Source organism: Desulfovibrio piger ATCC 29098 (assembly GCF_000156375.1).
Classification (GTDB): Bacteria; Desulfobacterota; Desulfovibrionia; order Desulfovibrionales; family Desulfovibrionaceae; genus Desulfovibrio; species Desulfovibrio piger.
This window is the reverse complement of the sequence record NZ_DS996355.1, coordinates 73,631-86,254: the sequence shown is the minus strand read 5'-3', so window position 1 is coordinate 86,254 and position 12,624 is coordinate 73,631. Positions and strand designations below refer to the sequence as shown.

The 12,624-nt window shown below is 64.0% G+C and carries 11 protein-coding genes; 3 read left to right on the top strand and 8 right to left on the bottom strand.

From position 1 onward, the window contains the following. From DESPIG_RS03750 to DESPIG_RS03725, 6 genes are all read right to left on the bottom strand, one after another. The gene (locus DESPIG_RS03750; RefSeq protein ID WP_147589062.1) at positions 1–1,011 is read right to left on the bottom strand and encodes a GNAT family N-acetyltransferase; all 1,011 of its coding nucleotides are present in this window, start codon (positions 1,009–1,011) and stop codon (positions 1–3) included. A gap of 140 nt (positions 1,012–1,151) precedes the next feature. Continuing rightward, positions 1,152–3,101 (bottom strand): ATP-binding cassette domain-containing protein, encoded by a 1,950-nt coding sequence (locus DESPIG_RS03745; protein WP_006005218.1) that lies wholly within the window; start codon positions 3,099–3,101, stop codon positions 1,152–1,154. A gap of 7 nt (positions 3,102–3,108) precedes the next feature. Further along, positions 3,109–4,299, bottom strand: a complete 1,191-nt coding sequence (locus tag DESPIG_RS03740) for an ABC transporter permease (protein ID WP_006005217.1) — start codon at positions 4,297–4,299, stop codon at positions 3,109–3,111. A gap of 65 nt (positions 4,300–4,364) precedes the next feature. Beyond that, a complete protein-coding gene (locus tag DESPIG_RS03735) occupies positions 4,365–5,525 on the bottom strand; it encodes a glycosyltransferase family 2 protein (protein ID WP_006005214.1) in 1,161 nt (386 codons plus the stop codon). Between the two features lie 7 nt (positions 5,526–5,532). After that, positions 5,533–5,976 (bottom strand): hypothetical protein, encoded by a 444-nt coding sequence (locus DESPIG_RS03730; protein WP_050760258.1) that lies wholly within the window; start codon positions 5,974–5,976, stop codon positions 5,533–5,535. Next, the gene (locus DESPIG_RS03725) at positions 5,973–7,055 is read right to left on the bottom strand and encodes a glycosyltransferase family 4 protein (protein ID WP_006005209.1); all 1,083 of its coding nucleotides are present in this window, start codon (positions 7,053–7,055) and stop codon (positions 5,973–5,975) included. The genes DESPIG_RS03730 and DESPIG_RS03725 overlap by 4 nt, the downstream gene beginning before the upstream one ends. Before the next feature lie 83 nt (positions 7,056–7,138). On the opposite strand from DESPIG_RS03725, the gene DESPIG_RS03720 reads away from it, so the two are divergent. Together DESPIG_RS03720 and DESPIG_RS03715 are read left to right on the top strand one after the other, a co-directional pair. Then, positions 7,139–8,134 (top strand): polysaccharide deacetylase family protein, encoded by a 996-nt coding sequence (locus DESPIG_RS03720; RefSeq protein WP_006005207.1) that lies wholly within the window; start codon positions 7,139–7,141, stop codon positions 8,132–8,134. Between the two features lie 105 nt (positions 8,135–8,239). Beyond that, positions 8,240–9,142: a DMT family transporter gene (locus DESPIG_RS03715; RefSeq protein WP_147589061.1), complete on the top strand. Its 903-nt coding sequence runs from the start codon at positions 8,240–8,242 to the stop codon at positions 9,140–9,142. Between the two features lie 332 nt (positions 9,143–9,474). On the opposite strand, the gene DESPIG_RS03710 is transcribed toward DESPIG_RS03715, so the two are convergent. Both DESPIG_RS03710 and upp read right to left on the bottom strand, forming a co-directional pair. Further along, complete coding sequence (locus DESPIG_RS03710; RefSeq protein ID WP_006005204.1) at positions 9,475–10,734, bottom strand: uracil-xanthine permease family protein; 1,260 nt, start codon at positions 10,732–10,734, stop codon at positions 9,475–9,477. Between the two features lie 8 nt (positions 10,735–10,742). After that, positions 10,743–11,369: a uracil phosphoribosyltransferase gene (upp, locus tag DESPIG_RS03705; protein ID WP_006005203.1), complete on the bottom strand. Its 627-nt coding sequence runs from the start codon at positions 11,367–11,369 to the stop codon at positions 10,743–10,745. Between the two features lie 166 nt (positions 11,370–11,535). Between upp and mnmH the strand changes: the two genes are divergently transcribed. Beyond that, positions 11,536–12,606 (top strand): tRNA 2-selenouridine(34) synthase MnmH, encoded by a 1,071-nt coding sequence (gene mnmH, locus DESPIG_RS03700; RefSeq protein ID WP_006005202.1) that lies wholly within the window; start codon positions 11,536–11,538, stop codon positions 12,604–12,606. Positions 12,607–12,624: the final 18 nt, after the last annotated feature.

Below are 12,624 nucleotides of genomic sequence, written 5' to 3'. Positions count from 1 at the left end.
CTAACGCGGCTGTAAAAACCACGTCTGCGAGGTCGGATGCGCTTCCGTCCAGTGCATCTTGTAGGCCATGGGCTCCCCGGAGGCCGTTCCCATATCGTAGCGGACAGCGCCCTCCTCGCACAGCCAGCGGATCTGCTCCACCTGCAAAAGGTTGCCGATGGAAAGATCCTTCCAGGCGGCATCATAGCTGAACTGCTGCCCCCGGTAGCATGGTCCCAGCATTCCGCCGAAGATGAAGCCGATGTCCTGGTCTTCATGACGGGCGAACATCACGCGCGCCGTGCCCCGGACGACAAGGCGGCGGATCATGTCGGCATAGAATTCCCGGGCCGGAGATTCCGTCATGCCGCAATGCCCCACCCCCTTCCAGCTGCGCCGTTCCACGGCCAGCATCCGGGCATAGACGGCATCGGCCCCAGCCGTATCCGTGGGACAGGAACGCTCGAACGTGACGCCTCTGTCAGCGGCCCTGCGGCAAGATTTGCGCCATTTGCTGCGCAGATTGGCGGAACGGCGGCTCAAAAAGCCGTCCAGCCCGCCTTCCAGCGAGGCCCCGCCCTGGATGCACTCACCAGCCAGATAAATGGTGAACAGGGACTCGCAGCAGGCGTACAGCTCCCGGGCCCTCCTGCTCCCCGGCACTATCCCGCCCAGAAGGAGTGCCGGGAGATGCCCGTAACTGTGGGACATGACGGCCAGGGCCTCCGCCAGCAGCCCGATCGCATCCGGCCCCTGCAAGGGACAGCCGAAGAGCCAGTGGGCCTCCAGCGATGTCAGGAGCGGCTGGCCGGAAGACAGGAAGGCCTCTGCCAGAACGAGGGCGCTGTCCTCCGTGCTTTGCGCCAGCACGCGGCGCCCCGGAGCAAAAGCCCTGTGCGCGGACAGCTGCCAGATCGGAGCACAACAAAAAGGATCCGGCTGTGAGGCCAGATCGACGCTCCGCTCCCAGACGCGGCACAAGTCGGGCCGCCAGGGAGCCTCTTCTTCAGTGATATATTCCAGTTCCATCATTCTCTGCGGCTCCGGGCAGTATCGGTCTTCGTTGCCCCAGAGGACTGCTACTGCCTTGTCCGTCATGGCAGCAGGATATGGCAAAACGGCCGATCCGTGGGAGGACCGGCCGTTTCATGTCAAAAGGAAAAAGCAGGCTTTCAGCGACGGCAGGCAGCCTTGAACAGCGAAGTCAGCCGTGCTTCCGTGGCCTCTTCATCCAGCACTTCCCGGATGCGCTTCCAGGCTTCCGCCCCCAGATGGCGACGCTTTTCCGTACTGGCGGACAGATCCAGCAGGGCCTGGGACAGGGCCGTGACGTCATTCTGCGGCACGACGATGCCGTTGCGGCCGTTCTGGACCACTTCCAGCTGGCCGGGAAGATCGCTCACCACCACGGCCACACCAAAGGCCATGGCTTCGGTCAGGGCCGACGGCAGCCCGTCCATATCGCCGCCCCGGGTCATATGACCGGGAGCGATGAAGATGTCCGTACGGCGGTACAGGTCGGTCATGGCCTCGTGCGGCAGCTGCCCGGGGAAGGAGACGAGCTTGCGCAGGCCAAGGCGCCAGGCAAGCAGACGCAGACGCAAACGCCAGGGGCCTGTGCCCACAAGGGTCAGCCGGAAGTCGACCCCGGCTTTCTGCAAGGCCAGGCAGGCCTGCAGCAGGGTATCGTAGCCCTTGCGGCTGGTCATGGTCCCCACGGCCAGCAGCTGCAACGGCTCCGGCACATTGGACGGCGGCATGGAGATGTCTTCGTCCGGCGGGGTCAGGGTCAGGGCATCACGCAGGAGCACGATGCGCCGCGGATCCACGGACGGCAGCAACTCGCAGACAGCCTTGCGCGTGGCCTCCGTATCGCAGCGCACGAAGGCGGCCTGTTCGGCCTTCACCAGCCAGTCCTTGGCCGGTGCGGCAAGGTCCGCCGTGCGCACGGCAAAGGCAAAGGGGATCTGCAGCATGCGGGCCGCCACCCAGGCCGCCGAGGCCGGAGCATGGGCGCCCGAAGCGTACAGGAATTCGATCTTTTCTTCCAGGCACCAGCGGGCCAGCAGGGCCCCGCAGCCCATGAGCCAGAGGTTGTGGAAAAAACTCCCCTTCCCGGAGGGGATGGACTTCCACAATTCCCAGGCCGTGGTGGACGTGCCGCGCAAGTGCGAGAACAGCATGCGCATGACGGAGAAGAAGCGCCACGAGCTGATATGCCGTACCGGCAGCGGCAGGGCATAGCCCTGTGAATCGCTGTTGAGGAAGCTGGCCCCCTCGATGGCGTAGATGCGGGAAAGCAGACCGGCCGCATGCATGCGGTGGGCCTCTTCCATCAGGCAACGGCCCGAGGCTTCGGGGAACTTTTCCGCCACCAGCGCGCCACGAAGGATGGGCGTGGGCGCCGCCAGCAGGTTTTGCTGCTGGTCCGGGCTGACGGGCACGGGCTCGTGCTTCTTGCAGACCAGGATGCCGTCTTCCAGCGTGTAGACGCTGTCGCAGAACTCGGCCATCTTGGGGTCGTGGGTCACCATGATCATGGCGACCCCGCCCTTGTGGCAAAGGGTGCGGAAGTTGTCCATGACCACCCGGCTGGTACGGGCATCAAGGGCCCCGGTGGGTTCGTCCGCCAGCAGGATGCGGGGATTGTTCACCATGGCGCGGGCAATGGCCACACGCTGCTGCTCGCCACCGGAAAGGCGGTTGCTGCGGTAATGGACGCGTGCGGAAAGCCGCACCAGCTCCAGCGCCCGGATGACCCGCTCCCAGCGTTCCGCGGGGGGCACGTTCTCATAAATGAGGGGGAATTCCACGTTCTCGAACACGGTGGAGTGGTCGAACATATTGCTCGACTGCATCACGAAGCCCATGTTGCCCCGCCGGAAAGCTGCGGTCTGTTCCCGGTTGAATTCCAGGACATTGGTCCCCAGGATCTCCAGCGTTCCGGAATCAGGCGCATGCAGCATGCCCAGCACGTGCAGCATGGTCGACTTGCCGCACCCGGACGGGCCCATGATGGCCACGAGTTCCCCCGCTTCCACCTCAATGTTGACGCCACGCAAAACAGGCGAAAAGCCCGCGTAGCACTTGTACAGATCTTTGGCAATGATAACCGGCGCCATAGTTCACCTACTCGAAACGCAAGGCGGAAACGACATCCATGCGACTGGCCTGAATGGCAGGATACAGGCCGCCGGCCACCCCAATGATGGCGGAGAAAAGAATACTGCCGGCACTGCTGGCCGCGAGTAGCGGATACGAGATGGAAGTCCCCAGCGACCATGCCCCTATCTCGACGCAAAGGGTACCCACCAGGATGCCCAGCAGGCCGCCGGCCACGGACTTGCACAGCGCCTCGGCCAGGAACTGGGCCAGGATGTCCTTGTCCGAGCCGCCCATGGCCTTTTTCAGGCCCACTTCGCGCGTACGGGCGCGTACGGCCGCAAAGGTCCCGTACCAGATACCGAAACCGCCCAGCATGAGGGAAGCCACGATACCCAGCCAGAGCAGGGCCTCCACCCACATGAAGGTCGTCTTGATGCGGTCGAGCTGGTCATCCTGCGTGGCGATGACCAGATACGGCGCATCCTGATTGGCCCGGACCACAGAAGGGATCTGGCGGACCACAGGCCCCACGTCTTCCCAGCCGATGGCACGGACGAAAAGCCGGGTGATCTTGCCGGACCCCCAGTTCCTGTCCTCCATGACCGTGGTCGGCAAAAAGCCGCCCTGGTTCCACTCGCCCAGCATGACGCCGGTCACCACGCCTACGACCTCGACGACGTCCTTGCCCAGGAAAAGCAGCTTGCCCACAGCCTGGGCGGGATCCCCGTACAGGTTCGTGGCGGCCTCACGGCCCAGCATGCAGATGCGCCGATGACTACGCACGTCATCCTCGGACATCATCCGGCCGGCCACGAGCTCCAGGGAATAGGTCGTGGCAAAATACTGGTCCACACCGATGAAATGGACCCCCAGCGTCCGTTCTCCACTGGCACGCAAACTGAAGGTTATCCCCTGACGCACATTTTCGCTGATCATGCCCACACCGGGGATCTTGCGCAGCGCTTCCACCGTGCGGGGAGAAAAATCGCGTCGCGGCTGGCCGGGATACTGCGCATCATCCATGTAGACACGGATGATGTTCACCCCGCCCATGAGCACCATGTCCTGACCCACCTTGTAGCGGATCTCCTGCCCCAGCACGGACAGGGCGATAAAGGCCATGATGCCCAGAGCAATGGACAGGATCACGCCAAAGCCACGCTGGCGGACGACCTGTCGCAAGCTCACGCGAAAAAGGTCCGACATTGCAATCATGCTGTCACCATAAGGACTTGCATCCTGATTGTAGATAGCTGAAAGGTACGAGAGGCAGAAAGGCCCTACTTCTGGCGGCGCATCCTGATGACGCGGCCCTGACGGCCGACCTCATACCAGATGCCCTGCCACAGGACGCCTTCCGCAAGGATGGTACCCAGATAAACCCAGACGAACATGCAGGCGCTGGCGCAGAAAGCGACCACCCAACGCCAGACAGGAAAAACGGCTTCCTGGAAATGGGCCCAGCTGCGCAGCACCAGGGCCAGGACCGCGACATAGACCAGCACGCCCACAAGCCAGCCGAACGAAAGCTTGCCCAGCAGCACGCCCAGCACGGCGACAACGGCCCAGAGCACGGGCAACAGCATGAGACAGGCCAGAACGCCCAGCAGGACCCACTGGTACGGGATACAGAACTTGAGGAAGAGGATCTGACGGTCCATCCAGTGACGCCAGACACCCAGATCGTGATCCCGGGCCTCGGTCATCAAAACGGCGTCACCGCTCAGGCGGATGCGGGCCCCCAGCCGGATGAGGCGGTCAGCCAGGGAACAGTCGTCCACCACGTTGGTCATCCAGAACTCGCGCACGCCGTAGCGGCGGAACGCCGACAGGCGGAAGCACATGGCGCCGCCCCACAGCTGGGTGAAGCTCGAGATGCCCTGCAGGTAGCGCATCAGCTGGACGCACAGGGCGTACGCCATGGTGACGATGCCCGTATCCCGCGCCACGACCTTGTGATAGCCGGTGCTGAAATCCTCACCGTCCACCACAGGGGCCACCAGACGGCGGATGAAGTCGCGGGGAGCGATATGCGTGCTGTCGCAGAAGGCCAGCAGTTCGACCTCGTCTTCCACGGCTTCCACGCCCTTGAGGCTGTTGTGGTTCTTCTGGCCGCAGCCCTTGGCGAAACCGGCCACCACATGCCGCAGCTGCGGATAGCGGGCCTGCAACTCGCGCGCGATGCCGGCTGCCGGTTCGTCAGCGGTGGCCGTGACGATCACGGGGTACAGGGCGGGATAATCCTGCTTGAGCAGGCTTTCCAGAGCTTCCCGCATGCGCGGGTGGTTCCCCCCGGCGGGCACGATCAGACCGGTGCGGGGCCAGTGCGTCCGCTGGGGAGCGGGCTTGCGTTCTTCGCGGTCAAGCCTGCTGCCCACCCGGGACAGGAAAAAGAGCAGGGCACACTGCAACAGCGCCAGAACAAAGAAGGTAGTCCCCATAACGACCTCAGTTTTGTTGATGCGTTGATGTTTCAGGCAGGGGCGCACAGTCGTCCGTCAGCGGGACATCCCGGGAACGCCTGGCCACTGTCGTGAAGCGCATGCCGTTCCCCAGACGGATCTTGACCTCGACATCGTCGCCGGACAGGAAGCGCCCGGTGATCTTGTGCCCGGAACCATGCGTGGCAGAAAACGTGTTGTTCTGCACGGAACCATACACATGATAGACGTCGACCTGCCCGTTGGAGGAACGGAGCAGGACGACACCGCGCAATTTGCCGTCGGCGGCAAAACACATGCCCATACGGAAACTGGCTGTCAGGACATCACCTGTCCAGAGTTCCGTCACTTCATAGGTCCCGCTACCGCCCGCAGGCGCGGCCGCAAGGCTCCAGAGCGGGGATACGCACAGGCAGCAGCACAGACAAAGGCAGGCCCAAAGATGCTTCATGCCCGCTCCCGTGCCGCCAGACGCAGAAAAATGGCTTCATGCGCCGCCACCATGGCTTCGAACGAAAAACTCTGCTCCACCCGCTGCCGCCCGGCCCGACCGAACATGTCGCCCAGTGCGGGGTCCTCCAGCAGCGCGGCACAGTTGTCCGCAAAGGCGGCACTGTCCCCCACCGGCGAAAGCAGGCCGCTCTCTCCCGGGGTCACGAGCCGGGGGATGCCTCCGGTCTCCGTAGCGCACACGGGCAGTCCGGCAGCCATGGCTTCCAGGATCACGTTGGGCTGGCCTTCGCGCACGGAAGTCAGCGCAAAGATGCGAGCAGCCGCGTAATGGGCGCGCACATCCGGAGAGCCGGGGCAAAATTCCACGCCCCCGTCCGGCAGATGCTCCGCGACCCAGGCCTTGAGCTCCTTTTCCCGCGGACCGTCGCCCACGAGGCGCAGACGAACGTCGGGATGCCGTTCGCGCAGCAGGGCGAAACCCTTCAACAGGGTCAGATGATCCTTGTCCTCGGCCAGACGTGCCACACAGACGATGAGCGGCGGGCGCTCCGAAGGCGCTGGCTGCGCAGGCGCGAAACGCTCCGTGTCCACGCCGTTGGGTACATAGGTCAGTCGTGCGGCCGGGATGCCCAGGCCGGAAAGGACGTCAGCGAGCGCCTCGGAATTGCAGACCATGTGGTCGGTCAGGCGCCAGAGGAAGCGCTCGTGCTGCCTGCGCGGCGCTCCGCCGCCACGCACCGTGCCCACGATGGGGATCCCCAGCAGCCGCCCCCAGATACGGCCCCAGATGTTGGGCAGGGCCGTGCAGGGCACGAGGACATCAGGCGCCAGACGCTTGAGGGCCGCCGGCATGAGCGCAAAGAAAAAGGGGTTCACCTTACGGCTGCGCCCCAGATATTCCACGCGGATACCGGCCTGTTCGACCTGTGCATCAAGGTCCGTCCTGCCTGTAAGGACCAGCATGGAGACACGGAAGCGCGACCTGTCCAGGCGGCAGGCCAGCTCGACCATCTGGCGCTGGGTACCGCCAAAGCAGAGATCTTCCATGACGAAGAGCACATGTATTTTATCAGACATGGATGCATCCTCATGTATTCCGGGCAAATTTGCAAGTCCGTAGCCGCATTGCCTTGCGCGCGCCTTGGGCGTATCGTCTTTTCATGAAGAACCCGCATCCCCATACATCCGACAGCCCCCTGAGGGTGGTCGTCAGTCTCGATGTCGAAGAAGAAGGCCTGTTTTCCGGCCATTATGCCACCAGCGGCTGTGGCGTCTCCAATGTGTCCCTCCTGCCCAGGCTCGCGCCGCTGAGCAGGGATCTGGGCTTTCCTCTGACGCTGTTCTGCGCCCATACGGTCTTTGCCGATGCCAAGGCCTGTCATGTACTGGAGCAGATGCGCGATCATTACGGCGCGGAGATCGGGGCCCATCTCCATCACTGGAGCACGCCGCCGTCCTCGCCGCTGGATCCTCCGCACGAAGGCCAGCCCACGCGCACGGACAAGCTGCCGCGCGACCTGCTGCGCCAGCGCCTGGCCACACTGCTGGACGCCGGGCGGGAGTTCCAGGGGGCACCCCTGACAAGTTTCCGCATGGGCCGCTGGGACCTCAAGGACTGCGTGCGCCCCCTGCTTTCCGAGGCCGGCATCAAGGTGGACAGCTCCGTCTGCCCCCTGCGCCACTTCCCGGGCGGGCCGGACCACTTCCTTGCCCCGGCGGACCCCTACTGGGTGGAAGGCTGGCAGGGCGCTCCCCTGCTGGAAGCTCCCATCACGCAGATCCCCCTGCATCCCGCTCTTGCCAGGCTCTGGTACCGGGCCTGCCCTGCCGCCTCGCGGGACAAGTTCCATTTCTGGGGCGTCCTCAGTCCCAATCCGTTCTGGCATGCGCCCCGGATCATGCGCTGGTCCGCGCGCCTGCACCGGCAGCGGGGCGGACAGGTCTTGAGCCTGTTCTGGCACTCTTCCGAGATGCTGCCCGGCGGCTCCCCGCATGTGCCTGACCAGAAGGCCGCGGACGCCGTGCTGGAACGCATCCATACCTTCCTGTCCTGGCTCCGGGAGACCTTCCCGGTGCAGGGCTGCACCGCCAGCCAGCTGGCAGAACTGCCTGCTGGCACCTTCCCTGCCCGCCCGGCAGGCCAGGGCGACTGGTAAATCAACGATCAAACAGGACAGGCCCCGGCCTGTCCTGTTTTTCCGGACGCTGTGGACCGACACAGCGTTTTTTTCATGGCTCCATTTGACCAAGGAATGACACTCATGGCCGCGTCCCTGCCCTCTCCTGTCTCCCCTTCCACCCGCCGCCACGGCCTTATCCTGATTCTGCTGACCGTCTTTGCCTGGTCGGTCATCGGCCTGATCTCCAAAAACTGTCTGGCCGCCGGTGTCAGTCCGCTCGAAACCGCCTTCTGGCGTGCCGCCATCGGGGCCGCCTGCTTCATCACCCACGCCACCCTGAGCCGGCAGATCCGCATCCCGCTGCGCCACGCGGCCCTGTTCACCGTTTTCGGCTTCTGGGCTGTGGGCGTCTTCTATGCGGCCACCCTGTATGCCATCAAACTCAGCGGCGCGGCCATGGCCGTGGTCCTGCTCTACACCGCACCGGTCTGGGTGGCCATGTTCTCCCGTTTTCTGTTCCATGAACCCATCACCAGCCGCCAGTGCGGCATCATCGCTCTGGCACTGGCCGGTACGGGCATGGTCTGCTTTTCCGGCGGCAGCCTGCCCGGGCAGACCTCATGGACGGGCATCGCCTGCGGCCTGCTCATCAGCGTGTGCTATGCCTCTCACTACCCCTTCTGCCGCTGGTGGCAGGACCGCTACACACCGGCCCCCCTGTATGCCTTCATGCAGCTGGGCGGCGCGGCGGTCATTTTCTGCCTCACGCCCGTCAGCCTCGACCACAGCCTCTCCACCTGGGGCTGGCTGCTGATCCTTGGCGGCTTCACCGGCTATTTCGCCTTCTTCTGCTACGCCCAGGCCCTCAAGCGGCTGGGGCTGGTCCGCACGGCCGTGCTCTGTTATCTGGAGCCCATCCTCAGCACCATCTGGGTCTGGCTGTTCTGGGACGAATTCTTCAGCCCGCTGGGCTGGGCCGGGAGCGCTCTGGTACTGGCCGCCGTCTTCTGGCTGAACATGGACAAGAGCCGGGCCGCCTCCTAAGCGGACGACAGCCCGACCATGCAAAACAGGCGGGAGCCCACAGGGTGCTCAAACCGACGCACTAAGAACCGCCTCTAAGATGCATGGCGGCCAGCGCTACCGGCGATCCGATCCGCGGCAGCGCCTCGGCTCCCAAAGCCTGTCCGAAGGGACACGGGGACAATCGGCCGAGATGGAACAAGGCTCGCCAACGGCAGCGAAGGTCCCCCATCGACCACTTATGGCAGAGGGATCCCTGTCTCGCGCCTTTGGGTATCGACCGGAAAAACCACAAAAAATGCGCAGGATGGCATGACACCATCCTGCGCATCGCTTTTCTCTTTCAGGGATTTTTATCCCTGCGGATCATCCTGCGGCAAAAGCAGATTGAGGACCACACCGGTGATGGCCGCCAGACCGATACCGGCCAGCTTGAAACCGCCGATGCTGACCTGCATCCCGCCCACACCGAAAATGATGATCAGGGCCACGATGACCATGTTGCGGGGGCGCAGCAGATCCTGCCCGGCGCGCACCAGCGTGTTCAGGCCCACCACCATGATGGCTCCGAACAGCAGGATCATGATCCCGCCCATGACGGGCGCGGGGATGCAGCTGAGGAAGGCCCCCACCTTGGCGACCATGGAAAGCAGGATGGCGCACAGGGCGGCCCAGGTCATGACCGCGGGATTGAAGGCCCGGGTCAGGGTCACGGCGCCGGTCACCTCGGAATACGTGGTGTTGGGCGGCCCGCCCAGCAGACAGGCGGCCATGGTGGCCACCCCGTCCCCCAGCATGGTGTTCTTCACACCGGGATCACGCAGATAATCCTTGCCCGTGACGGAACTGATGGCGATGATGTCGCCAAAGTGCTCGATGGCCGGAGCCAGGGTCACCGGGATGATGAAGAGCAGCGGCTCCCATGCGAATTCCGGCAGGCTGAAGGCCGGCAGGGCCAGCCAGGGACTTTTGCTCACGGCTTCCCAGCTGGTCACGCCCATGATCTCCGCCATCACCAGGCCCGCGGCGATACCGCACAGGATGGGCACCAGACGCAGCATGCCGCGCCCCAGCAGGGAGACGGCCACCGTCACGGCCAGAGAGACCATGGAGATGCTCATGGCCGTTGCCTGCGGGATGGCCGGGCCGCTCTGCCCCAGGGCCATCTTGACGGCCGTGGGCGCCAGCACGAGACCGATGACCATGATCACCGGGCCGGTCACGATGGGCGGCAGCAGGCGCAGGATGAGCCCCATGCCGCGCCAGCGGATGAGCAGACTGATGAGCACATAGAGCAGGCCGGAAAAGACCAGGGCCCCCATGGTGCGGGGCATGCCCCAGGTCTCCACCCCATAGATGATGGGAGCGATGAACGCAAAGGAAGATGCGAGGAAGATGGGCACCTTGCCCCGCGTGATGAGCTGGAACAGCAGCGTGCCCACACCGGCGGTGAACAGGGCAACATTGCTGTTGAGTCCTGTCAGCAAGGGGACAAGCACCAGCGCGCCGAAAGCCACGAAAAGCATCTGCGCGCCCAGCAGGCAGTCACGCAGACGCAGCCTGTAACGGCAGGGATCGAACTCCCCGCCTCCGGTGTTGAGCTGTTCCGCCATGCGGCCTCCTACTTGGTGCCGAAGATGCGGTCACCGGCATCGCCCAGGCCGGGGATGATATAGCCGTTCTCGTTCAGGTGCGAGTCCACCGAAGCGGTGTAGATATCCACATCAGGATGCTTTTCCTGGACTTTGGCGATGCCTTCGGGCGCGCAGACCAGGTTGAGGCTGCAGATATGCTTGCAGCCGCGTTTTTTGAGGATGTCGATGGTGGCGATGAGGGAACCGCCCGTGGCCAGCATGGGGTCCAGGATGATGGCCAGGCGGCTTTCGATGTTGCGGGCCAGCTTGGCGTAGTATTCCACGGGTTCCAGCGTTTCTTCATTGCGGTACAGGCCCACCACGCTGATCTTGGCGCCGGGGATCATGTCCAGCACGCCGTCCATGAGGCCCAGACCGGCGCGCAGGATGGGGACGATGGTCACCATCTTTCCGGAAATGGCCTCCACTTCCACGGGCCCGGCCCAGCCCTGCACCGTATGCTTCTCGGTAGCGAAGCCCTTGGTGGCCTCGTAGATGAGCAAACGGGCAATCTCATTGGAAACACTGCGGAATTCACTGGTGGACGTACTGTCCTTGCGCAGGATGCCGAGCTTGTGACGCACCAGGGGATGATCCACTACATGGACTGCCATATCCAACTCCTTGCTGTAAATGAAAAAAGTTCAGGGCAATCCACGCTATGCTGCGCCCTGTACGCTGTCAAGGCTTCGTGCAAGATCTGCGGGAAGGGACACGGTTTACAGCGTCCCGGCTTTGGCGTACCCATAACAGACTTTTTTACTTTTTTAGAGGATCGTCATGCCCCCAGTTCAGGACGTTGCCACATTTCTGGCCATGCGGGACCAGGGCCTCCCGCTGCTGGATGTCCGCTCTCCCGGCGAGTTCGCCTTTGCCCATATCCCCGGTGCCCTCAATCTGCCCCTGTTCACCGACGAAGAACGGGCAAAGGTCGGTACGGCCCATGCCCGCAGCGGCCGCGAAGGGGCTGTCCACCTGGCCCTGGAGCTGGTGGGCGGTCATCTGGCCGCCCTGCTGGCCCGTGCCCGCCACCTGTGCGGCGGCAAACGCGAAGTCCTGCTCCACTGCTGGCGGGGCGGCATGCGCAGCGACAGCATGCGCTGGCTGCTGGAAACGGGCGGCTTTACCGTGCACAGGCTGGAAGGCGGCTACAAAAGTTACCGGACTTTCGTACGCAGCGAGCTGGCGCGCCCCCGGCCCATCCTTGTGCTGGGCGGCTACACGGGCTGCGGCAAGACCGACATTCTGCTGGAACTGCAGCGCCTCGGTTCGCAGGTCATCGACCTGGAAGGTCTTGCCCACCACAAGGGCTCTGCCTTCGGCGCTCTGGGACAGGCCGAAGACCAGCCCGGCAACGAATGGTTCGAGAACCAGCTCTACGAACAGTGGCGGCGCTGTGATCCCGACCGCCCCGTCTGGCTCGAGGACGAAAGCCGCCATATCGGCCATGTGACCATGTGCGAGGAATTCTTCGCCCAGCTGGGACGCAGCCCGCTGGTCCGCGTCTTCCTGCCGGACGAGGAGCGTGTCGCCCATCTTGTCCGAGATTACGGCGGCCTGGACATGCGGGAAGGGCTGCTGGCAGCGCTGGAACGCCTGCAGCGCCGTCTGGGCAGTGAACTGACCCAGCGCTGCAGGCTGTGGATAGATGAGGGCAATTACGCCGACGCCGCCCGCGCGGTGCTCCATTATTATGACCGCTGCTATGCGCACCAGATAGAGAACCGCCAGGCCCCTGTCATCAAGGAACTGGCCTGCACCACCGACGACCCGGCCCTGGCCGCCCGCCTGCTCCATCAGTGGGAACAGGACCTGCCGCCGGAGACGTTCACTGCCACCACACCTCTGTAACGGTTCCCGACAAGGAGG